A 22,423-nucleotide genomic window follows, 5' to 3' on the forward strand; every position below is an offset into this window, starting at 1 on the left:
GCCCCGACGGTCTCTTCGGCGACCCCGCAGACCCCCAATCCGAGATGAACGAAGCGAAAGAGAGAGCACGATGACCGAACCCCGTATCACCTTCCCCCACGGCACGATCCTGGGATATCCCCGGATCGGGCGCCGCCGCGAGCTGAAGCGCGCGGTCGAGGCGTACTGGTCCGGCAAGGCCGACGCCGAGGCACTCGAGCAGACGGCGGCCGGACTGCGCCGCGCGACGCGCGAGCGCCTCGCCTCGCTCGGCCTCGGCCGTGACGACTCATCGATCCCGGAGTCCTTCTCGTTCTACGACCAGGTGCACGACGCGGCGGTCACCGTCGGCGTGCTGCCTGATCGGTTCGCGGCGCTCCGCGGTGCGGACGGGTCCATCGGGCTCGACGCGTACTTCACCGCCGCGCGCGGTGCGGGCGAGGCTGCGCCCCTCGAGATGACCAAGTGGTTCGACACGAACTACCACTACCTCGTCCCCGAGATCGGCCCCGAGACGACCTTCGCGCTCTCGAGCGACCGGTTCGTGCGACAGGTCGCCGAGGCGAAGGCCGACGGCTTCACCGTGCGGCCCGTGGTCGTCGGCCCGGTCACGCTCCTCGCCCTCGCCAAGGGGACCGATGCCGCTCCTTCCGGGTTCGATCCGCTCGTGCGGCTCGAAGACCTGCTGCCGGTCTACGTCGAGCTGCTCGCGAGCCTTCGGGCCGCCGGCGCCGAGTGGGTGCAGCTGGACGAGCCTGCCCTGGTGAGCGAGAGCCTGTCGGCGAGTCCGGCTGCGCTGGCGGACGCCGCTGCTCGCGCCTACGCGGTGCTCGGAGGGGCGGCCGACCGGCCCGCGATCCTCGTCGCCGCCGGCTATGCGCAGCTGTCCGACGAGGCGTGGACGACGCTCGGGGCGGCGCCCATCGAGGCCATCGCCGTCGACCTCACGCGGGGCGCCGTCCCCGCCCCGGTCGGCGGGCTTGCGGGCAAGACCCTCGTGGGAGGTGCTGTCGACGGGCGCAACGTGTGGCGAGGTGATCTGGAGGCAGCGTGGGCGAAGCTCGAGGCGCTTGGGGCTCTGGGCTCCGCCGCCGTCAGCGCGGGCACCTCGACCTCGCTGCAGCATGTGCCGCACGACGTGGTGGACGAGGCGACCCTCGACCCGCGTCTGGCGTCGTGGCTGGCGTTCGCCGACCAGAAGGTCGCGCAGGTGGGGACCCTCGCGCGCGGACTGGTCGGCGGCCGTCCGGCCATCGCGGACGCGCTGGCCGAGGCATCCGCTGCCCTCGCGGATCGGCGCAGTGCGCCCGGCGTGCGCGACGGAGCGGTGCGGGAGCGGGCGTCGGCGCTCGGTGCGGACGACTTCGCCCGCGGCGACTACGACGACCGCGTCGCCGCGCAGGAGGTCGAGCTCGCGCTCCCGGTCCTGCCGACGACCACGATCGGATCGTTCCCCCAGACCGGCGACATCCGGCGCGCGCGTGCGCGGTACGGCCGCGGTGAGCTCAGCGCCGACGAGTACGAGAGCTTCCTGCGCGATGAGATCGCGCAGGTGGTGACGCTGCAGGAGGACATCGGGCTCGATGTGCTCGTGCACGGCGAGGCCGAGCGCAACGACATGGTGCAGTACTTCGCCGAGAACCTCGAGGGCTTCGCGGTCACCGAGAACGGCTGGGTGCAGTCCTACGGCTCGCGTGCGACCCGGCCGTCGATCCTGTGGGGCGACGTCGCGCGTCCCGAGGCGATCACGGTCGCGTGGTCGGCTTTCGCGCAGTCGCTCACGGACAAGCCCATGAAGGGGATGCTGACCGGTCCGGTGACGATCCTGGCGTGGTCGTTCGTCCGCGACGACCAGCCGCTGGGGGAGACGGCGAACCAGGTGGCGCTCGCCCTGCGCGACGAGATCGCCGATCTCGAGGGCGCGGGCATCCGCGTCATCCAGGTCGACGAGCCGGCGCTGCGTGAACTGCTGCCGCTCAAGCGCGCCGACCAGCCCGCCTACCTGGAGTGGTCGGTCGGCTCGTTCCGCCTCGCGACCGCCGGCGCCGCGCCGGCCACGCAGGTGCACACGCACCTCTGCTACTCGGAGTTCGACGTCGTGATCGACGCGATCGCGGCGTTGGATGCCGACGTGACCTCGATCGAGGCCGCGCGCAGCCGCGGCGAGGTCATCGGAGACATCGCGACGTCCGGCTTCGCCGCCGGCATCGGACCGGGCGTCTACGACATCCACTCGCCGCGCGTCCCGTCGGTGGACGAGATCACGGAGCTTCTCGACCGCACGGTCGCCGAGCTGCCGTTGCGCCGCGTCTGGGTCAACCCGGACTGCGGCCTGAAGACCCGTGGGTACGACGAGACCGTGGCGTCGCTGAAGAACCTCGTGGCGGCGACGCAGGCGGTGCGGGCGACCGTTCCGGCCTAGCGGCCCTTCTTCGATTCGGGTGCCGCGGCCGCGTTCGTCGCGGCATCCGTCTCGATCACGAGCGTGTCGGCGTCGGGGTCGGCCGGGTCGCCGTCGATGATCACGACGGTGTCGGCCTCGGTGTCGACAGCAGGCGCGGACTCGGCGACGGCTGCCGCCGCTGCGGCTTCCTCCGCGAGCAGGGCGGCGGCCGCGGCCTCTTCGGGGCGTCGCTGCAGCAGCTCGAACACCCACCAGACGACGAGCCACACGACGAGCACGAGGAACACCTCGCCGACCGAGAGCGGACGCAGGAGCATCAGCCACACGATGGCCAGGCCGCCGAGCACGATCCGCACGAGGATGCGCTGCGCGTAGAGCCACGCGCCGAAGCGCCCCGTGTCCACGCCGCGCTTGAGCAGGGCGCCCCGCACGCCGGCGTTGACGGATGCGACGCCCCCGCGCGCGGCGCGCGCGCCGCGCCAGCGGCCCGACATCCACGCGATGACGGCGATCACGATACCGAGCAGGGTGAGGACCACCGCGGTGTCGCGCATCGCGGCGGTGATCTGCTCGTACATCGATGCCAGGGCGCCCGCCGGAACACCGAGGTTCGGAGCGCTGAGGGCGAGGATCGACCCGCCGATGCCGAGGCCCACGGCCAGCACGCCGGCACCGAGCGCGATGCCGACGCCGGTGCCCAGCACGGCGGTGGACCGGCGCCGCGCGATGAGGATGCCGGCGAGGAAGAGCACCAGGGCGATGATCGGCGTCCACCAGCCTGCGGCGACCGCGAGGTTGTAGACGGTCCCCACGACGGTGAGCGCGTCGCTCTGCGCGACGACGATGGTCTTGTCGATGACGGGGATCGACTCGGCGAACCCGATCCCGCGGTCCACGAGCCGCTTCTTGACCTCTTCGATGATCGGGGCGAGCTGGATGCCGACCTCGCCGTTCTCGCCGATCACCACCGCGCCGGAGGACGTGCCGCCGGCGGCGACCGCCTCGAGCGATCTGTGGCTCGCGCGCAGTGCCGTGTCCCACACGTCGGCGAAGGCGTCGGACTCCACCAGCCGGGTGACCGTGGTGTCGACGAGGTTCTGGAGTCCCTGGGCGGCGGGCGCGCGGAGCAGGTCGAGCGCGGCGAGGGCGCGCGGCGGCAGGTCGAGCTGCTGGATGCCGTCGAACAGATCGTTCGTGAGGCCTTCGAGGTCGAGGGAGTCCTCGATGGCGACCGTCACCTGGTCGGCGACCATCGCCTGCACCTGCGGGTCGTCGGCGAGCGGTGCGAACGTCTCGACGAACCGGGTCTCGTCGACGAGTTCGACGCGCGCCCAGGCGGCGACGATGGAGACCGGCACGAGGATCGTCGCCACGACGATGCACAGTGCCGACAGGAACGCCCGCCAGCGGTTGCCGGAGGCCCTCTGCGTGGACGCCGGCGGGGGCGGCGGCGTCTCGGCGCGCAGACGGGCGTTCTCGGCTTCGAGGGCGTCGAGGCGCGCGCGCAGCGCGGCGGCCTCGTCTGCAGCGGTGAGGTCGGTCATTCCCCCCTTATAGCGCCTGCCGGTGACGCACCGCCACCCACCTCACGGCACGGCGCCGAACTCCGGCTGTCCCGTCTGGGACACCGAGCACCATCGGCGCGAGGTTCAGACGGCGCGCAGCACCGCCACGACCTTGCCGAGCACCGTGGCCTCGTCGCCCAGGATCGGCTCGAATGCGGAGTTGCGGGGGAGCAGCCACGTGTGGCCGTCGCGCTGGCGGAACGTCTTGACCGTCGCCTCGCCGTCGAGCATCGCGGCGACGATCTCGCCGTTGTCTGCGGTCGCCTGCGAACGCACGACGACCCAGTCGCCGTCGCAGATGGCCGCGTCGATCATCGACTCGCCCGAGACCTTCAGCATGAACAGGTCGCCCTTGCCGACGAGCTGGCGGGGAAGCGGGAAGATCTCCTCCACCTGCTGCTCGGCCGTGATGGGCACGCCGGCGGCGATGCGGCCGACGAGGGGGACCAGCGCAGCGTCACCCACCGACGGCGAGGTGTCGGCGGGGCTCTCGGTCGCGGTGCCCGGCAGGTCGATCAGCACCTCCATCGCGCGCGTCTTGCCCGCGTCGCGGCGCAGGTAGCCGCTCAGTTCGAGCTGGTTGAGCTGGTGGGTGACGCTGGAGAGCGACTTCAGACCCACGGCGTCGCCGATCTCGCGCATGCTCGGCGGGTAGCCGTGCCGAGCGATCGACCGCTGGATCACCTCGAGGATCGCCAGCTGCTTGTCGCTGAGGCTCTTGCGCCGACGAGTCTGGGGCTTCTCTCGCCCGGCCGCGTCGCTCATCTTCCGGCTCCGTCCTGCGCTCGGCGGTGGAGCGCTGTTTCTTCGAATGTCGGAGGCCCGTGGTGGGGTTCTCGTATCGAAACCGTATCCGGATCGCGGGCTTGTGGGGAACAACCTGGCCGCGTGTCGCGTTCGAGAGATCGCCGTCCGGATCCGGTATTGACATCCTACAGACTCGAAGATAGCTTCGGAAGAGAGGTTCGCATTCCCCACTCCCGGCCGAGTGGAGAATGCGAATCTCTCCCCATCAGGAGGAGCCCAGCATGACCGCGATCGACTTCACGACATCCGTCCCGTCGCCGACGCGCGCCGCGCGTGTCGCGGCGCAGCGCGTGCAGGGGACGGCACGGCAGTTCGCCGCGAGCGCGTCGTCGCAGACTGCCGCGGGATCAGCCGCCGGTCCGTCGACGCGTCTGCGGCTCACGATCCGCGGTCGGAGGGTTCTCGCCGTCCTCGCCGCTCTTCCCGCCGTGCTCGCGCTGAGTGCCGCCGTGATCGGTGGCGGCGCGGCTCTCGCGTCCCGCGACGCCGGTGCGCCTGCGGGTTCGTTCACCACCGTGACCGTGGCCGTCGGCGACTCGCTGTGGAGCATCGCGGAAGACATCGCCCCCGAGCGCGACCCGCGCGACGTCGTCGATGAGATCGTGCGGCTGAACGCTCTCGACAGCGTGGTCGTGCAAGCCGGCCAGAGCATCGCGATCCCGGTGGCGTACGGCAGCGATCGCTGAGCCGTCGCTCCGGGCGGTCGACTGTCTCCCGACGTCACGCGGCGATCGACCGGCGACGCACGCGCCTACCATGGGAGAGGTGAGTGCACGTCTCGAAGACCTTCCTTTACGCGCCGATCTCCGCGGGCAGAAGCCGTACGGCGCCCCGCAGGCGCCGCTTCCGGTAGCCCTCAACGTCAACGAGAACACGCATCCCGTTCCGCCGGAGGTGGCCGACGACATCCTGGACTCGATCGCGCGGGCGCTCAGCGATGTGAACCGGTATCCCGACCGCGAGTTCACGGCTCTGCGCGAGGGCTTCGCCGACTATCTCGGCCACGGTCTCACCCGCGACGAGATCTGGGCGGCCAACGGCTCGAACGAGGTGCTGCAGCACATCCTGCAGGCGTTCGCCGGACCGGGCCGCACGGCGTTCGGCTTCGCACCCACCTACTCGATGTATCCGCTGCTCACCCGCGGGACCGGAGCCGAGTGGATCTCGGGCACCCGTGCGGCCGACTATTCGGTCGCGGCGGACGATGCGGCGGCGCAGGTGTCGGATGCCTCGCCCGACGTGGTGTTCCTGTGCTCGCCGAACAACCCCACCGGCACCCCGCTCGGACTCGACGTGGTGGAGGCCGTGTACGAGGCCACGAACGGCGTGGTCATCGTCGACGAGGCCTACTTCGAGTTCGCGCCGCACGACGAGCGGTCCGCCCTGACCCTGCTTCCCGGTCGCGAGCGGCTCGTGGTGTCGCGCACGATGAGCAAGGCGTTCGCCTTCGCGGGCGCGCGCGTCGGCTACATGGCGGCCGACCCGGCGCTCATCGACGCGCTGCGGCTGGTGCGGCTGCCGTATCACCTCAGCGCGCTCACGCAGGCGGCGGCGACCGCAGCGCTGCGGCACGCGCCCACGATGCTGGGCATGGTCGACGAGATCGTGGCGCAGCGCGACCGCATCTCGGCGACGGTCGAGGCGCTCGGCTACACGCCGCACGAGTCGTGGACGAACTTCGTGCTGTTCGGGGGAGTGGCCGACCCCGACGCCACGTGGCGCGCGCTCTACGACGAAGGGGTGCTCATCCGCGACGTCGGCATCCCCGCACACCTGCGCGTCACGGCGGGCACGGCGGAAGAGACCACCGCGTTCCTGGACGCCCTCGCCTCGGTAGGATCGGCGGCATGAGCGCCGCACCACGAACCGCCTCGCTGCGACGGGCGACGAGCGAGTCGACCGTCGAGCTCGAGCTCGATCTCGACGGCACCGGCCGCAGCCGCATCGACACGACGGTGCCGTTCTTCGACCACCTGCTCACGGCGTTCGCCAAGCACTCGCTCACCGATCTGACGGTGCGCGCCTCGGGCGACACCGAGATCGACGCCCACCACACCGTGGAGGACATCGCGATCGTGCTGGGCCAGGCGATCCGCGAGGCCCTCGGCGACAAGTCCGGCATCTCGCGGTACGGCGACGCCCTCGTGCCCCTCGACGAGGCGCTCGCACAGGCCGTCGTCGACATCAGCGGCCGCCCCTACCTCGTGCACACCGGCGAGCCAGCGGGCTTCGAGCACCACCTCATCGGCGGTCACTTCACAGGCTCCCTCGTGCGCCACACGTTCGAGGCCATCGCGTACAACGCCGCGCTCACGGTCCACGTGCGGGTGCTGTCGGGCCGCGACCCGCACCACATCGCCGAGGCCGAGTACAAGGCCTTCGCGCGCGCTTTGCGCCAGGCGAAGGCACTCGACCCGCTGGTCGACGGCATCCCGAGTACGAAGGGCGCCCTGTGAGCGAGAGCACGCCCTCCAGCGGCGAGCGGCCCCTCGTCGCCGTCCTCGATTACGGGTCGGGCAATGTGCACTCTGCCGTCAAGGCGCTGGTCGCGGCGGGCGCGGATGCGCGACTGACGTCCGATCGTGGCCTGATCCGCGACGCCGACGGCCTCTTCGTGCCGGGTGTCGGCGCGTTCCGTGCCGTGGCAGAGGCCCTCCGAGCCAGCCGCGGGGATGAGCTCATCGAACGCCGCCTCGCTGGCGGACGCCCGGTGCTCGGAGTCTGCGTCGGCATGCAGATCTTCTTCGAGCGCGGCGTCGAGCGTGGCGTCGACACCGAAGGGCTCGGCGAATGGCCGGGTGTCGTGACCGAGCTCGATGCACCCGTCCTGCCGCACATGGGCTGGAACACCGTCGAGCCGGGCGAGGGCACGCGCCTCTTCCGCGGCATCGAGCACGAGCGGTTCTACTTCGTGCATTCGTTCGGCGCCCAGAAATGGCTGCTCGACGTCCAGCCGCCCTTCCCGCAGCCGGTCCTGACATGGTGCGACTACGGCGCACCGTTCCTCGCAGCGGTCGAGAACGGTCCGTTGTCGGCCACCCAGTTCCACCCCGAGAAGTCGGGGGAGGCCGGCATCCGTCTGCTGGCGAATTGGATCGACGGGCTCCGCAGGGCTACCCTCTGAGACCGTGCCGTCTGCGGGAGCGCGTGCTTCCCGGATCGGCCCCCCACAGCTTTCGATGCCTGAACCAGGAGCCATGAACGATTTCGCGTCCACACCCAAGCTCGTCCTCCTGCCCGCCGTCGACGTCGCCGACGGCAAGGCCGTCCGCCTGACGCAGGGCGAGGCGGGCACCGAGACGAATTACGGCGATCCCGTCGACGCCGCGCTCGACTTCGCGCGACAGGGCGCCGAGTGGATCCACCTCGTCGACCTCGACGCCGCCTTCGGTCGCGGCAGCAATGTCGGCGTGCTCCGCAAGGTGATCAAGCAGGTCAAGGGCGTGCAGGTCGAGCTGTCGGGCGGCATCCGCGACGATCGCACGCTCGAGGCTGCGCTCGAGAGCGGCGCGTCGCGCATCAACCTGGGCACGGCCGCGCTCGAGAACCCCGAGTGGGCCGCCGACGTCATCGGCCGCTACGGCGACGCGATCGCGGTGGGCCTCGATGTGCGCGGCACGACCCTCGCCGCCCGCGGGTGGACCCGTGAGGGCGGTGACCTGTGGACCGTCCTCGACCGTCTCGAGTCGGCCGGCTGCAGCCGGTACGTCGTCACCGACGTCACCAAGGACGGCACTCTCCAGGGCCCGAACCTCGATCTGCTGCGTGAGCTCACATCGCGCACTCCGAAGCCGATCGTCGCCTCGGGCGGTGTGTCGAGCCTCGACGACATCGCGGCATTGCGCGACCTCGTCCCGCTCGGCGTCGAAGGTGTGATCGTGGGCAAGGCGCTGTACGCCGGTGCGTTCACGCTCGCCGAGGCGCTGGATGTCGCCGGATACTGATCCTCCCGCCGCTGCCCCGGGTCACGGACCCGGCGGCGACTCCGCGGGCGTGCCCTGGGAGGGGCGCAGCTTCCAGGCGAACCCGCATGCCTCCGACGACGGCTCCGCCGATCCGGCGCTGCTGGCCGCACTCACCGCGTTCCGCGCGGGTTCGGGCGGGCAGCGCGAGGTGATCGACGCCTACCGGGCGGCGCGCCTCCTGATCCCGCTCGTCGCGGAGAAGGGCGACCACGGCATCGGCGCGCACGGCCTGGAGGTCGACAAGACGCAGGAGCTGTCGATCGTCACCGTGGCCGCGCCCGATGGCCGTCGGGTGCTGCCGGTGTTCTCGTCGGTCGATGCGATGAAGCGATGGGATGCCGCGGCCCGGCCGGTCCCCGCCGACGGCGTCCGCACCGCGCTGTCGGCCGCTGCCGATGACACCGATCTGATCGTGCTCAACCCGGGTTCGGACACCGAGTTCGTCATCCGTCGCCCGGCGGTGTGGGCGATCGGCCAAGGGCTGCCGTGGGAGCCGAGCTTCCTGTCGCCGGAGGTCTTCGCCGGACTGCACGACAGCATCGGCGGTGAGCTCTCCATCATCGATCTGTCCGTCGAGCCCGGCGACCCCGACGCCCGCCTCCGCGGGCCGGAACTCGTGGTGCGCCTTCATCTGATGGACGGCCTCGAGAAGGCCGAGCTCGACGCCGTACTGGCGCGGCTCGCGTCGCGGTGGGCCGCCGACGACCGCATCGCGGTGCTCGTCGACTCGCTCACGGTCAAGCTCGTCCGCGCCTGAGCAGACCTCACCGACCCCCGTGCGGCCAGGCCGATCGGCTCTGCCCGGGCGCAACCGTTCGCCTCGGCTCTTGTGGCCGGGACCGCGCGCGGCGGATGATCGGGTCGGCGAAGGGGGCCCCGCATGGAAGACGGCGCGACCGTGGAGCAGTACCGGGAGGCGCTCGAGGCCGCCCATCGACACGCGCTGAGCTGGCTGGAGTCGCTGGCCGATCGCCCGATCCGTCCAGAGACCGACGCCGACGGGATTCTGGCGAGGCTGCCCGACGTCCTGCTCGATGAGGGGATTCCGCCGACGGCGGTGGTCGAGGAGCTCGCGGACGCAGCCGGGCCGGGTCTCATCGCGCTCGGCTCGCCGCGCTTCTACGGCCTGGTCATCGGCGGGACGTACCCCGCTGCGCTCGCCTCCGATTGGCTGGTTTCGGCGTGGGATCAGAACGCCGGGGCGCGGCAGCTGACCCCGGCGGCCGCCGCGGTCGAGGAGGTCGCCGCCTCCTGGCTCCTCGAACTGCTCCACCTGCCCGCCGGGAGCGGCGTGGGGTTCGTGACGGGTGGGACGATGGCGAACTTCACGTGCCTCGTCGCGGCACGTGACGCCGTTCTGCGCGGCGCCGGCGCGGACCCCGCGGCCGGGATCCAGCAGGCGCCCGTCATCCGCTTCCTCGCGGGCGACGCCGTCCACGTGTCGATGGTGCTGGCCGGTCGGCTCGCGGGTCTCGGAGCGCCGACCACCGTCGGCGCAGATGATCAGGGGCGGATCGACGTCGGCGGCCTCGAGCGCGCGCTCGCCGAGGGAACGGGGCCGGCCATCGTCGCGCTGCAGGCGGGCGACGTGCACTCGGGTGCCTTCGACGACTTCGCGGCGGCGGTCGAGGTCGCCCACAGAGGCGGCGCCTGGGTGCACGTCGACGGGGCGTTCGGCCTCTGGGCGGCTGCGAGCCCGCGCCTGCAGCACCTCGTCGACGGACTTTCCGGCGCCGACTCGTGGGCGACCGACGCGCACAAGACGCTCAATGTGCCGTACGACTGCGGCGTCGCGATCGTGCGTGACGAGGCCGCCATGACAGGGGCGCTCGGGGCGCACGCCGCCTATCTGCCCGCGATCATGAGCGTGTCCGATCCGTACGATCGCGTCCCCGAGTTCTCGCGCCGCGCGCGAGGCGTGCCGGTCTGGGCGGCGCTGCGCTCCCTCGGCAGGGACGGCGTCGCGGCATTGATCGACGGGTTGGCGGATGCCGCGGCGACGCTCGCCGCGGGGTTCGGCGAGATCCCCGGCCTCGAGGTGCTCAACGACGTCGTGTTCACGCAGGTGAGCCTCGCCGCACCGGACGATGCGGCAACCGCGGCGCTGGGGGAGTGGCTCCGCGACGAGGGCACCGTATGGGCCTCGTCGTCCACGTGGCGCGACCGCACGGTCGTGCGCTTCGCCGTGAGCAACCACGGCACCGATGCCGAGGCGGTCCGCCGCACGGTGGACGCCGTGGCGCGCGGCGCCGCCGCGCTGGGCATCGAGGGCTGAGCGCGCTCGCGCCCGTCGTCACGGCCTCGCGGTCAGGTGACCGGGCCGGTCCACTTCTCGCCCGGACCCTTGCCGATCGGGTCGGGGATCACGGATGCCTCGCGGAACGCCAGCTGCACCGAGCGCAGGCCGTCGCGCAGCGAACGGGCGTGCATGTCGCTGATCTCGGGCGCGCCCGCGGTGATGAGGCCGGCCAGGGCGTTGATGAGCTTGCGCGCCTCGTCGAGGTCGGTCTGCGCCGCGGGGTCGTCGGCCAGGCCGACCTTGACCGCGGCGGCGCTCAGCAGGTGCACGGCGGCGGTCGTGATGATCTCGACGGCCGGCACCTCTGCGATGTCGCGCGAGGCGGAGGCCGCCGCGCGCTCCTGCTCTTCCCAGCGGGCCTGACGCTCGGCATCCACAGCCGTCGTGCTCGTCGTATCGCCGTCCTGGTCTCGAATCGTGTCCACGCCGTTCTCTCTGATAGACTGCTGCGGTCTCCGGTGCGTTCTGTACCGGATCGGAAAGTGGATCACATCCCACCCGCGCTTGCCGTTCCAGGCTACCGGGTCATGCACTCCGCCCCGACCGTCCTGCGGCCACGCAGAAACGGGAGGGGTAGCCGCCAGGGCAACCGCGCGGGAGCTCCGTCACAGGAGAGGGTGCAGGAAGTCGGCGCTCGAAGCGTCTGACGGGTGGAGTGGATCTTCCTCCGCCCGCGACATGAACATGTGTCGCGGTGGTCCAGCCCATAAACCCAAGGAGTTCCGCATCAGCGATCCCCGCACCAACGACCGCATCCGCGTCCCCGAGGTCCGCCTCGTCGGACCCGCGGGTGAGCAGGTCGGCGTCGTCCGCATCGAGGTGGCACTGCGCCTGGCCCAGGAGGCCGACCTCGATCTCGTCGAGGTGGCCCCGAACTCGAAGCCGCCCGTGGTCAAGATCATGGACTACGGCAAGTTCAAGTACGAGGCTGCGCAGAAGGCCAAGGAAGCGCGTCGCAATCAGGCGAACACCGTCCTCAAGGAGGTCCGGTTCCGTCTGAAGATCGAGGCCCACGACTACATAACCAAGCTCAAGCGCGCCGAGGGCTTCCTGCAGGCGGGTGACAAGGTCAAGGCGATGATCCTGTTCCGTGGCCGCGAGCAGTCGCGCCCCGAGCAGGGTGTGCGTCTCCTCCGCAAGTTCGCGGAGGACGTCGCCGAGTTCGGCACGGTCGAGTCCAACCCGACGATCGACGGCCGCAACATGGTGATGGTGGTCGCCCCGCACAAGAACAAGTCCGAGGTGAAGACCGAGCAGAACGCGCAGCGCGCCGCCAACAAGGAGGCAGCGCGTTCCGCGCGCAACGGCAGTGGCCCGCAGGGCGACGCCGACTCGGAGAGCTCCGACACCGCAGCCGAGACAGCTCCGGCCGCCGAGTCCGAGACCGCCACGGCCGAATAGGCCCCACAGACTCCCGCACCGCGGGATACCGACTCCCGCCTGGGCGGGAAGTGAAACGAAGGAAGAAGAGATGCCGAAGCAGAAGACCCACTCGGGCGCCAAGAAGCGCTTCAAGGTCACGGGCAGCGGGAAGCTCATGAAGCAGCAGGCGAACCTTCGCCACAACTTCGAGGGCAAGCCCAGCCGCCGTACCCGCCGCCTGTCGCAGGACCAGGTCCTCGCGAAGGGCGACGCCAAGGTCGCCAAGAAGCTCCTCGGTCTCTGAGCGCCGACGCAGGAATAGGAATCAATCGAAATGGCTAGAGTCAAGCGGGCCGTCAACGCCCACAAGAAGCGTCGCGTCATCCTCGAGCGCGCCTCCGGTTACCGGGGCCAGCGCTCGCGTCTGTACCGCAAGGCGAAGGAGCAGGTCACCCACTCGCTCGTCTACGCGTACCGCGACCGTCGCAAGCGCAAGGGCGACTTCCGCCGTCTGTGGATCCAGCGCATCAACGCCGCTGCCCGCCAGAACGGCATCACGTACAACCGCTTCATCCAGGGCCTCGGCCTCGCGGGTGTGCAGGTCGACCGTCGCATGCTCGCCGAGCTCGCGGTGAACGAGCCGAAGACCTTCGCGTCGCTCGTCCAGACCGCCAAGACGGCGCTGCCCGAGAACGTCAACGCTCCGAAGAGCGCCTGACGCCGGTTCGCTGTCTCGAAAGGGGCGTCCTCCTCACGGAGGGCGCCCCTCTTCGCGTCGGCGGGGGAGCCCCGCCCGCGCGGAAAGCGTGCCGGCGAGAGGATGCCGCGACCCTAGACTGATGCCGTGCTCGAGAACCCTCGCTCTCCGCGTGTCCGCGCCGTCGCGAAGCTGACCAAGCGGAGCGCCCGTCAGGAGACGGGGCTGTTCCTGCTCGAAGGTCCGCAGGCGGCCCGCGAGGCGCTGGCGTACCGGCCGGAGACGCTCGTGGAGATCTTCGCGACGCCGTCCGCATTCGAGAAGCACGCCGACCTGCGCGACGCCGCGACGGATGCCGGTCTGGAGGTCGTCTACACGACCGAGGCGGTGCTCGACGCGATGGCAGACACCGTCACGCCCCAGGGGATCGTCGCCGTCGCCCGGCAGTCGCCGACCTCGGTCCGCGACGTGTTCGCGGCGTCGCCGCGTCTCGTCGCGATCTGCGAGGAGGTCCGTGATCCGGGCAACCTCGGCACCATCATCCGAGCGGCCGACGCCGCCGGCGCGGATGCCGTCATCCTCACCGGGCGCACGGTCGACCCCTACAACCCCAAGGTCGTCCGAGCTACCACCGGCTCGCTGTTCCACGTGCCCGTCGCCGTCGGAGTCGACCTCGCGACGGCGGTCCAGAAGGCCCGTGCGGCCGGCGTCCGGGTCATCGCGGCGGACGTCGCCGGAGGGGACTTCCTCGCCGCCCGCGACCTGCTCGCCGAGCCGACCGCGTGGCTGTTCGGCAACGAGGCGCGCGGTCTCGACGAAGACGCTCTGGCCCTGGCAGACCTCTCGCTGCGGCTGCCGATCTTCGGCGCCGCCGAGTCGCTGAATCTCGCCACGGCGGCCAGCGTCTGCCTCTACGAGACCGCCTTCGCCCAGCGCGCCGCCGGCTGACCCGCTCTCGTTCCGACCCTGTTACGGATCGGTAAAGGCTCGGGGGTCCTACTGGCCGAGTGTCCTCGCTCGCCCCTAGGGTGAACGCTATGACGCCCGACGACAGTGCGCCGGCACCAGATGCAGCCGGACAGGCGACGCCGACGAGCAACATCTCGGTCCGCCGTGGTGATCCCCTCGTCCAGATCTCGAACGTGCAGAAGCACTACGGAGAGTTCCAAGCCCTCAAAGACATCGATCTGACCGTCAACCGCGGCGAGGTGGTCGTGGTCATCGGCCCGTCCGGCTCGGGCAAGTCGACGCTGTGCCGCACGATCAACCGCCTCGAGACGATCACGAGCGGCACCATCGCGATCGACGGCAAGGAGCTCCCGAAAGAGGGCAAAGGCCTCGCGGGGCTCCGAGCGGATGTCGGCATGGTCTTCCAGTCGTTCAACCTCTTCTCGCACCTGACGATCCTCGAGAACGTCACGCTGGGGCCCATCAAGGTCAGGAAGATGAAGAAGGCGGATGCCGAGGCCGTCGCCCGGCAGCTGCTGGACCGGGTCGGCGTCGCGCAGCAGGCATCCAAGCTCCCCGCGCAGCTGTCGGGCGGCCAGCAGCAGCGCGTCGCGATCGCCCGCGCACTGGCCATGCAGCCGAAGGTGATGCTCTTCGACGAGCCGACGAGCGCGCTCGACCCCGAGATGATCAACGAGGTGCTCGACGTGATGGTCGGGCTCGCCCAGGACGGCATGACGATGATCGTCGTGACGCACGAGATGGGATTCGCCCGCAAGGCGGCCGACCGCGTCGTGTTCATGGCCGACGGTCAGATCGTCGAAGAGGCGACTCCCGAGGAGTTCTTCACGAACGCGCAGAGCCCCCGGGCCAAGGACTTCCTCTCGAAGCTCCTCACCCACTGACCCGAGACCGCCGCCGGGCGGACGCTCCGAGCACGCTCCAGACTCGACCTGCACCGACATACGGAACCCGTGGAAACACATGCAACAGGAGGAACCCATGCGCAAGACCAAGATGATCGCGGGACTCGGCCTGGCAGCCGCAGCCCTGCTCGCCCTCACCGCGTGCAACAGCGGCACGCCGGGGGCATCGCCGTCGGAGACCACCGGCGGAGGTGAAGAGGAGACCTCCGGCACGCCTTGGGAGGTCGCCACCGATGTCACCCTCGAAGGCAGCCCCACGTTCGACGCGATGACGGAGCGCGGCTCGGTCAAGGTCGGCGTCAAGGAGGACCAGCCCGGTCTCGGCTACCTGGACCCCACCACCGGTGAGCGGACCGGCTTCGACATCGACATCGCCCGGTGGATCGCCGCATCGCTCGGCTTCGACGAGGATCAGATCGAGTTCACGCCCATCCCGTCCGCGAACCGCGAGCAGGCGATCGTGAACGGCGACATCGACTACTACGTCGGCACATACTCGATCACCGACAAGCGCAAGGAGCAGATCTCCTTCGCGGGTCCGTACTTCATCACCGGTCAGGGCCTGCTGGTCGCCGCCGACAATGACACCATCGACGGCCCCGACTCGCTCACGTCCGACATGGTCGTCTGCTCGGCGACGGGCTCGACCTCGATCCAGCGGATCAAGGACCTCGGCACGGCGCAGACGAAGGAGTACGACACGTACTCGGCCTGCGTCGAAGACCTGAAGAACGGCCAGGTGGACGCCGTGACGACCGACGAGGCGATCCTCATCGGCTACGCCGCGCAGGACCCCGACAACCTCAAGGTCGTCGGCGACGTCTTCAGCGAGGAGCGCTACGGCGTCGGCCTCGCCAAGGACGACACCGCCCTGCAGGAGTACATCAACACGATGTTCACCGACGGCGGCGACGTGTGGCAGCAGATCTTCGACAACAACCTCGGCGACGCCGGCGTCGAAGGCGAGCAGCCCGAGGTCGACTCGGCCATGTGACCGAGATCCCGTGGCGGCGCCCTCGGCGCCGCCACGGGATGTCCCTGACCATGTTCGGATGAGGAAGGCGGAGCGGTGGGAGCCATCACAGACAACCTCGACCTGTGGGGCGAGGCCATCGTCGGCACGTTGGTGCTGTTCTTCGGCGGCGGCCTGATCGCGCTCGTGCTCGGCTTCATCGTCGGAGCGATGCGGGTCTCGCCGGTGCCGATCGCGCGGGCCGTGGGCGGCATATACGTCAACTGGATCCGCAACACGCCATTGACGCTCGTCATGTTCTTCTTCGCGTTCTGCCTGCCGATCCTGCTGCAGCAGCGGGTGTCGCCGATCGCGCTGGCGACTGCGGCGCTCGGCATCTACACCGCCACCTACGTCGCCGAGACCCTCCGCTCCGGCGTCAACACCGTCCCGGTCGGGCAGGCGGAGGCGGCACGGGCGCTGGGCCTCACCTTCGGGCAGGTCATGTCGCTGGTGGTGCTCCCGCAGGCGACGCGCTCCGTCATCCCGCCCATGATGAGCGTCTTCATCGCGCTGCTGAAGAACACGACCGTGGCCGCCGGGTTCTCGGTGCTCAACCTCGGCTCGGTGCGCACCTGGCTGAGCGAGCGCGGCGAGAATCAGCTCGTGGTGCTGCTGTGGGTGATGGTGGTCTTCGTCATCCTGGTGCTGCTCCTGGCATGGCTCCAGCGAACCCTCGAGGTCAAGTGGAGGATCGCGCGATGAGCGGCTCCGTCCTGTACGACGTCCCCGGACCTCGGGCGGTCGTCCGCAATCGCATCATCGGCGCCGTCACCATCCTGGTGGTCCTGCTGTTCCTGGGCTGGGTGGTCTGGCGCTTCTACGACACCGGTCAGCTCAGCCCCGAGAAGTGGGAGCTCTTCAGCTATTCGGCGATCTGGATGCTGTTCCTCGAAGCCACCTGGAACACCCTGGCCGCGTTCGGCGTGGCAGCGGTCGGCGCGATCATCCTGGGCTTCATCCTCGCTCTCGGCCGCATGTCCGAGCACGCGTGGCTACGCGTGCCGGTCGGCTGGATCGTCGAGATCCTGCGCGCCATCCCGGTGCTCGTCTTCATGATGCTGCTGTACTACGGCCTGCCCGTGATCGACATCAAGATGACTCCCTACTGGGCCGTCGTCATCGCGCTCATCGCCTACAACGGCTCGGTGCTGGCCGAGGTGATCCGCGCGGGCGTCGAATCGCTGCCGCGCGGGCAGAGCGAGGCCGGCTACGCGATCGGTCTGCGCAAGGCCGGCGTCATGCGGCTCGTCCTGCTGCCGCAGGCGATCCGCGCGATGCTTCCCGTCATCATCTCGCAGCTCGTGGTCACACTGAAGGACACGGCACTCGGCTTCATCATCACGTACCCCGAGTTGCTGTACCTCGTGAAGCTACTGGGGTCGCAGGCGCTGTACAACTCGCCGCTCATCCCGTCGGCGATCATCGGCGGCTCCATCTACGTGGCGCTCTGCCTCGCGCTGTCGTACATCGCCTACCTCGTCGAGCGGCGCACGCGCCGGTCGCCGAAGGTGACGGCCGTCGCCGCGGCGAATCAGCCCGGCCAGGGCGGCACCGACACCGAGCTGATCGTCGCGCAGTCCGATGCGCGCACCGGCGGCGGCGCCTGACGCCGATCCGATCAGGCGTGCGCGAGCACGGCTGGGCGGCAGCCGTCGGTAGACTCGTCTCTCGTGTCAGACGCTGCTGAGAACACCGAGATCACGCCTGAGGCGGTGAACGCCGCCGTCGACGCCGCCCTCGCAGCGATCGCCGCCTCGGCCGACACCGCGGCGTTGAAGGCCGCACGGTCCGCGCACGCTGCTGAGGGCTCGCCGCTGGCGAAGCTCAACGCGCGACTGCGCGAGGTGCCGAACGACAAGAAGGCCGAGTTCGGCAAGCTCGTCGGCCAGGCCCGCGGTCGGGTGACGCAGGCGTTCGCGGCCCGCGAGGAAGAGCTCGCCGCGGCCGAGACGGCCGCGAAGCTCGAGGCGGAGCGCGTCGACATCACCGCGCTGGCGACGCGCGCGCGCGTCGGCGCACGGCATCCGATCTCCCTCCTCCAGGAGCAGATCGCCGACATCTTCGTGGGCATGGGCTGGGAGATCGCGGAGGGTCCCGAGCTCGAGCACGAGTGGTTCAACTTCGACGCGCTGAACTTCGACGTCGACCACCCGGCGCGTCAGATGCAGGACACGTTCTTCGTCGACCCGGTCGAACGGCACCTCGTGATGCGCACGCACACGAGCCCCGTCCAGGTGCGCTCGATGCTCGAGCGCGACCTGCCGCTGTACGTGCTGTGCCCGGGGCGCGTCTACCGCACCGACGAGTTCGACGCGACGCACCTGCCTGTCTTCACGCAGTTCGAGGGCATCGTCGTCGACAAGGGCATCACGATGGCCCATCTCCGCGGCACGCTCGACCACGCCGCCAAGGTGCTGTTCGGCGCGGAGGCGAAGACCCGCTTCCGCGCGAACTTCTTTCCCTTCACCGAGCCGTCGGCCGAGCTCGACCTCTGGCACCCGACCTTCAAGGGCGGCGCGCGATGGATCGAGTGGGGCGGCTGCGGCATGATCAACCCCAACGTGCTGCGAGCGGCCGGGATCGACCCCGAGGAGTACTCGGGCTTCGCATTCGGCATGGGCGTCGAGCGCACGCTCATGTTCCGCAGCGACGTCCAGGACATGCGCGACATGGCCGAGGGCGATGTCCGCTTCAGCGAGCAGTTCGGAATGGTGGTCTGATGCGCGTCCCGCTCTCATGGTTGCGTGAGTACGTCGACGTTCCGGCGGATGCCTCACCCGAGGATGTCCTCGCAGCCCTCGTGCGCGTCGGCTTCGAGGAGGAGGACGTCCACCGCTTCGAGCTGCAGGGCCCCATCGTCGTCGGCGAGGTGGTCGAGTTCGTCGAGGAGCCGCAGTCCAACGGCAAGACGATCCGCTGGTGCCAGGTGCGCGTCGCGCCGGACGGCGAGACCGCCGCCGACGGCGGCGACGCGGTGCACGGCATCGTGTGCGGTGCCCGCAACTTCTTCGCGGGCGACAAGGTCGTGGTGACGCTCCCGGGCGCCGTGCTTCCCGGCCCGTTCCCGATCGCGGCGCGGAAGACGTACGGACACGTGTCGGACGGCATGATCGCCTCCGCGCGCGAACTCGGCCTCGGCGAGGAGCACAACGGAATCCTCCGTCTCGTCGAGCTGGGCATCGACGCGCCCGTGGGCACCGACGCGATCTCGCTGCTGGGCCTCGACGACGTCGCCGTCGAGATCAACGTGACTCCCGACCGCGGGTACGCGCTCTCGATCCGCGGAGTGGCCCGCGAGTACTCGCACTCGACCGGTGCCGCATTCCGCGACCCCGCCGAGCGCGCGTGGGACGAGATCGCACCCGGTCAGGGGTTCGCCGTGACCGCCGACGACGCCGCACCCATCCGCGGCCGCGCGGGCGTGACCGAGTTCGTCGCGCGTGTCGTGCGGGGCGTCGACCCCACCAAGCCCACGCCGGCGTGGATGATCGCGCGCCTGTCGCTCGCCGGCATCCGTTCGCTCGGCATCCTGATCGACATCACGAACTACGTGATGCTCGAGCTCGGTCAGCCCATCCACGGCTATGACCTCGACAAGCTGCAGGGCGGGATCACGGTGCGCCGCGCCACAGCGGGCGAGAAGCTCGAGACGCTCGACGGCAAGGTCCGCACGCTCGACCCCGAAGACCTCCTCATCACGGACGACTCCGGCCCGATCGGCCTCGCGGGCGTCATGGGCGGCGGCGCCACCGAGATGAGCGACGCGACGCGCAATGTGCTCATCGAGGCCGCGACGTTCGACACCGTCTCGATCGCGCGCACGGCGCGCCGGCACAAGCTGCCCAGCGAGGCCTCTCGTCGCTTCGAGCGCGGCGTCGACCCGCTCGTGCCGTTCGTGGCCGCCCGCCGGGTCGCCGACCTGATGGAGGAGTACGCCGGAGGCACGAGCGACGACGCCTACGGCGCGGCGCTCTTCGCCGAGGTGTTCATGCCGGGCATCGAGCTTCCGCCGCTGTTCGTGCAGCACCTCATCGGGGTCGACTACACCCCCGGACAGATCGAGGCGGCACTCCGCCTCATCGGCTGCGAGGTCGTGCCGGCCGAGGACGACGCCGCCGGCTGGCAGGTCATCCCGCCGTCGTGGCGCCCCGACCTCACCGACAAGTGGACGCTGGCCGAGGAGGTCGCCCGAATCGAGGGCTACGACCGCATCCCGTCGGTGCTGCCCCTGCCGCCGTCGGGCCGCGGCCTCACCCCTGCCCAGCAGGGCCGCAGTCGCGTCGCGAACGCGCTCGCGGCCGCCGGGTACGTCGAGACGCCTTCGTTCGGATTCACGACCGAGGAGCAGAACGACCTGCACGGCTCGCCATCGGGCGAGCACCTGCCGAGTGTCAAGCTCGCGAACCCGCTCGACGGCCAGTCGCCGTTCCTGCGCCGCTCGCTCGTGCCCGGACTGCTGCAGGTCGCGCACCGCAACGTGGCGCGCGGACTGACAGACCTGTCGCTGTTCGAGACCGGTGTCGTGTTCCTCCCCGAGCCCGGGGTGCAGTACGGCACGTCGCACGTGCCCCCGCTGGCCGTACGCCCGGATGCGGCGACGCTGACCGAGCTCGACGCCTCCATCCCGCCGCAGCACCGGCACATCGCCGTGCTGCTCACGGGCAACCTCGTGGCCAAGCAGCCCGGCGTCGCGCCGGTCGCGGCGGAGCTCGCCGACGCCCTGGACGCCGTGCGCACCATCGCCGCGGCTGCGGGCGTCACGATCGACGTAGCACAGGGGGAGCGCGCCGCGCTGCACCCCGGCCGCACGGGCGTGCTGTCGGTCGCCTCGACGAGCGCCGGCGATCGCGTGGACGTGGGCTACGTCGGCGAACTGCTGCCGGCGGTGGCTGAGGCATCCGACCTTCCCGGTCGTGTGATCGTCGCCGAGCTCGATCTCGATCTCGTGCTGTCGCTGGCGGGCGAGAAGGTCGTCGCCGCGTCACTGTCGGGCTTCCCGGCCGCGACCCAGGACGTGTCGCTCGTGCTGCGTGCCGACGTGCCGGCTGCCGAGGTGCAGGCCGCGCTCGCCGAGGGCGCGGGCGAACTGCTGGAGTCGCTGCGGCTCGTCGACGACTACCGCGGCCAGGGTGTGCCCGAGGGCGCGAAGAGCCTGACGTTCGCGCTGCGCTTCCGCGCTCCCGACCGCACGCTCACGGCCGCCGAGGCCACCGAGGCGAAGCTGGCGGGCGTCGCCGCGGCATCCGATCGCTTCGGCGCGACCCTGCGCGAGTAGCCTGCCGACTGCCTCGTCGAGAGCCCGTGCTGTCACCGACAGCCCATGCCGCGACCGGTGCACGACGCGGGCTCTCGACGGCGGCGCGGGCTGTGGGCACCCGGTGAAAGCCGGGGCCCTGGCCACCCGGTGAGCGCGTCTGGTTGGGTGGTGGCATGACCGACGTACTGGTGCTGGGCGGGACGGGCTGGCTGAGCGGGCGCATCGCCGAGCGGTGGACGGATGCCGGTGCCGCCGTCACGTGCTTCGCTCGAGGCGGACGGGAGGCACCGTACGGCGCCACTCTCGTCATCGGCGACCGGGACGCGGCCGACGCCTACGCCCCCGTGGCGAGCCGGGACTGGGACGAGATCGTCGACGTCTCGTCGAACCCGGCGCACGTCGCATCCGCCCTCGAGGCGCTGGCGGACCGGGCGCGGCACTGGACGTACATCTCGACGGTGTCGGTCTACGCCGCGAACGACGAACCCGGCGCCGACGAATCGGCCGACCTGCTCCCGCTCGGCGACCCCGGCGCGGACGAGGACTACGGTCGCGCGAAGGTGCGGGCCGAGGGATCCGTCCGCGAGTCGCTCGGTTTCCGCGCGGCGATCGTGCGTCCTGGCCTCATCGTGGGTCCGGGGGACCCGACCGACCGGTTCGGCTACTGGGTCGGGCGGTTCGCCCTCGCCGCCGACGAGGATGTGCTCACGCCGGAGGCGACGGACCGCGGCGCGCAGGTGATCGACGTCGACGACCTCGCCGAGTTCGTGCAGGCGATCGGGCGCGAGCGGTGGACCGGCATCGTGAACGCGGTGGGTGATCCCGTCGGCCTGGACCGGCTGCTCGCGGACGCACGTGAGGCGGCCGACCACACGGGATCCGTCGTGTCGGCGGACGATGCGTGGCTCGATGCTCACGGGGTGGCGTACTGGATGGGTCCGCGCTCGCTGCCGCTGTGGCTGCCCGCCGGCATGCCGGGCTTCTGGACCCGCTCGAACACCGCGTACCGGCTGCTCGGAGGCCGGCTGCGGCCTCTGCGCGAGACGCTCGCGCGCACGCTGGCGGACGAACGCGAGCGCGGGCTGGACCGCGACCGCCGCGCCGGCCTCACGCGCGACGAAGAGCTCGCACTGCTGCGCGCCCTCCTCGTGTGACCCATTCGGCGAGATGGTGCGCTCTCGCCGAAGACGCATGAACGG

General features: G+C 70.7%; 22 protein-coding genes. 19 read left to right on the plus strand and 3 right to left on the minus strand.

Going from position 1 to position 22,423, the window contains the following annotated elements:
- The first annotated feature begins 70 nt into the window (after nucleotides 1-70).
- Nucleotides 71-2,401, plus strand: coding sequence for a 5-methyltetrahydropteroyltriglutamate--homocysteine S-methyltransferase (gene metE / locus VIP82_RS14655; RefSeq protein ID WP_331909866.1), 2,331 nt, complete (start codon nucleotides 71-73; stop codon nucleotides 2,399-2,401).
- Here metE and VIP82_RS14660 read toward each other — a convergent pair.
- The gene (locus tag VIP82_RS14660; protein ID WP_331909868.1) at nucleotides 2,398-3,927 is read right to left on the minus strand and encodes a hypothetical protein; all 1,530 of its coding nucleotides are present in this window, start codon (nucleotides 3,925-3,927) and stop codon (nucleotides 2,398-2,400) included. The genes metE and VIP82_RS14660 overlap by 4 nt on opposite strands.
- Before the next feature lie 105 nt (nucleotides 3,928-4,032).
- Nucleotides 4,033-4,713, minus strand: a complete 681-nt coding sequence (gene lexA, locus VIP82_RS14665) for a transcriptional repressor LexA (RefSeq protein ID WP_331909870.1) — start codon at nucleotides 4,711-4,713, stop codon at nucleotides 4,033-4,035.
- A 263-nt stretch (nucleotides 4,714-4,976) separates the two neighbouring features.
- On the opposite strand from lexA, the gene VIP82_RS14670 reads away from it, so the two are divergent.
- The 7 genes from VIP82_RS14670 to VIP82_RS14700 all read left to right on the plus strand — a co-directional run bounded on the left by VIP82_RS14670 (nucleotide 4,977) and on the right by VIP82_RS14700 (nucleotide 10,995).
- Entirely contained in the window at nucleotides 4,977-5,441 is a 465-nt protein-coding gene (locus tag VIP82_RS14670; RefSeq protein WP_414684683.1) for a LysM peptidoglycan-binding domain-containing protein, read from the plus strand.
- 70 nt (nucleotides 5,442-5,511) lie between these two features.
- Nucleotides 5,512-6,606 (plus strand): histidinol-phosphate transaminase, encoded by a 1,095-nt coding sequence (locus VIP82_RS14675; RefSeq protein WP_331909872.1) that lies wholly within the window; start codon nucleotides 5,512-5,514, stop codon nucleotides 6,604-6,606.
- Nucleotides 6,603-7,211 (plus strand): imidazoleglycerol-phosphate dehydratase HisB, encoded by a 609-nt coding sequence (gene hisB, locus VIP82_RS14680; RefSeq protein WP_331909874.1) that lies wholly within the window; start codon nucleotides 6,603-6,605, stop codon nucleotides 7,209-7,211. The genes VIP82_RS14675 and hisB overlap by 4 nt, the downstream gene beginning before the upstream one ends.
- Nucleotides 7,208-7,879 carry an imidazole glycerol phosphate synthase subunit HisH gene (gene hisH, locus VIP82_RS14685; protein ID WP_331909876.1) on the plus strand — a complete coding sequence of 224 codons (672 nt, stop codon included), beginning with the start codon at nucleotides 7,208-7,210 and terminating at the stop codon, nucleotides 7,877-7,879. Before hisB ends, hisH begins: the two co-directional genes overlap by 4 nt.
- Nucleotides 7,880-7,952: 73 nt before the next feature.
- Nucleotides 7,953-8,699 carry a bifunctional 1-(5-phosphoribosyl)-5-((5-phosphoribosylamino)methylideneamino)imidazole-4-carboxamide isomerase/phosphoribosylanthranilate isomerase PriA gene (priA, locus tag VIP82_RS14690; RefSeq protein WP_331909879.1) on the plus strand — a complete coding sequence of 249 codons (747 nt, stop codon included), beginning with the start codon at nucleotides 7,953-7,955 and terminating at the stop codon, nucleotides 8,697-8,699.
- A complete protein-coding gene (locus VIP82_RS14695) occupies nucleotides 8,683-9,477 on the plus strand; it encodes an SseB family protein (protein ID WP_331909881.1) in 795 nt (264 codons plus the stop codon). The genes priA and VIP82_RS14695 overlap by 17 nt, the downstream gene beginning before the upstream one ends.
- 123 nt (nucleotides 9,478-9,600) lie before the next feature.
- Nucleotides 9,601-10,995: a pyridoxal phosphate-dependent decarboxylase family protein gene (locus VIP82_RS14700; RefSeq protein ID WP_331909883.1), complete on the plus strand. Its 1,395-nt coding sequence runs from the start codon at nucleotides 9,601-9,603 to the stop codon at nucleotides 10,993-10,995.
- Between the two features lie 32 nt (nucleotides 10,996-11,027).
- On the opposite strand, the gene VIP82_RS14705 is transcribed toward VIP82_RS14700, so the two are convergent.
- Entirely contained in the window at nucleotides 11,028-11,444 is a 417-nt protein-coding gene (locus tag VIP82_RS14705) for a DUF1844 domain-containing protein (protein ID WP_414684684.1), read from the minus strand.
- A gap of 253 nt (nucleotides 11,445-11,697) precedes the next feature.
- Between VIP82_RS14705 and infC the strand changes: the two genes are divergently transcribed.
- From infC to VIP82_RS14760, 11 genes are all read left to right on the plus strand, one after another.
- Nucleotides 11,698-12,420, plus strand: coding sequence for a translation initiation factor IF-3 (gene infC, locus VIP82_RS14710; protein WP_331909885.1), 723 nt, complete (start codon nucleotides 11,698-11,700; stop codon nucleotides 12,418-12,420).
- Between the two features lie 70 nt (nucleotides 12,421-12,490).
- Nucleotides 12,491-12,685, plus strand: coding sequence for a 50S ribosomal protein L35 (gene rpmI / locus VIP82_RS14715; protein ID WP_194413854.1), 195 nt, complete (start codon nucleotides 12,491-12,493; stop codon nucleotides 12,683-12,685).
- Nucleotides 12,686-12,715: 30 nt separating this feature from the next.
- Nucleotides 12,716-13,099: a 50S ribosomal protein L20 gene (gene rplT / locus VIP82_RS14720; RefSeq protein ID WP_331909887.1), complete on the plus strand. Its 384-nt coding sequence runs from the start codon at nucleotides 12,716-12,718 to the stop codon at nucleotides 13,097-13,099.
- Between the two features lie 126 nt (nucleotides 13,100-13,225).
- Nucleotides 13,226-14,026: a TrmH family RNA methyltransferase gene (locus tag VIP82_RS14725; RefSeq protein WP_331909889.1), complete on the plus strand. Its 801-nt coding sequence runs from the start codon at nucleotides 13,226-13,228 to the stop codon at nucleotides 14,024-14,026.
- Nucleotides 14,027-14,115: 89 nt separating this feature from the next.
- Nucleotides 14,116-14,931: an amino acid ABC transporter ATP-binding protein gene (locus VIP82_RS14730; protein ID WP_308869815.1), complete on the plus strand. Its 816-nt coding sequence runs from the start codon at nucleotides 14,116-14,118 to the stop codon at nucleotides 14,929-14,931.
- A gap of 97 nt (nucleotides 14,932-15,028) precedes the next feature.
- Nucleotides 15,029-15,946: a glutamate ABC transporter substrate-binding protein gene (locus VIP82_RS14735; protein WP_331909891.1), complete on the plus strand. Its 918-nt coding sequence runs from the start codon at nucleotides 15,029-15,031 to the stop codon at nucleotides 15,944-15,946.
- 75 nt (nucleotides 15,947-16,021) lie between these two features.
- Nucleotides 16,022-16,669: an amino acid ABC transporter permease gene (locus VIP82_RS14740; RefSeq protein ID WP_331909893.1), complete on the plus strand. Its 648-nt coding sequence runs from the start codon at nucleotides 16,022-16,024 to the stop codon at nucleotides 16,667-16,669.
- Nucleotides 16,666-17,574, plus strand: coding sequence for an amino acid ABC transporter permease (locus tag VIP82_RS14745; protein ID WP_308869818.1), 909 nt, complete (start codon nucleotides 16,666-16,668; stop codon nucleotides 17,572-17,574). Before VIP82_RS14740 ends, VIP82_RS14745 begins: the two co-directional genes overlap by 4 nt.
- A 63-nt stretch (nucleotides 17,575-17,637) precedes the next feature.
- Nucleotides 17,638-18,687: a phenylalanine--tRNA ligase subunit alpha gene (gene pheS / locus VIP82_RS14750; protein WP_331909895.1), complete on the plus strand. Its 1,050-nt coding sequence runs from the start codon at nucleotides 17,638-17,640 to the stop codon at nucleotides 18,685-18,687.
- A complete protein-coding gene (pheT, locus tag VIP82_RS14755; RefSeq protein WP_331909897.1) occupies nucleotides 18,687-21,242 on the plus strand; it encodes a phenylalanine--tRNA ligase subunit beta in 2,556 nt (851 codons plus the stop codon). Before pheS ends, pheT begins: the two co-directional genes overlap by 1 nt.
- 155 nt (nucleotides 21,243-21,397) lie before the next feature.
- Nucleotides 21,398-22,378 carry an NAD-dependent epimerase/dehydratase family protein gene (locus VIP82_RS14760; RefSeq protein ID WP_331909899.1) on the plus strand — a complete coding sequence of 327 codons (981 nt, stop codon included), beginning with the start codon at nucleotides 21,398-21,400 and terminating at the stop codon, nucleotides 22,376-22,378.
- The last annotated feature ends 45 nt before the right edge of the window (nucleotides 22,379-22,423 follow it).

The organism is Microbacterium sp., from assembly GCF_036566905.1.
Lineage (GTDB): Bacteria > Actinomycetota > Actinomycetes > Actinomycetales > Microbacteriaceae > Microbacterium.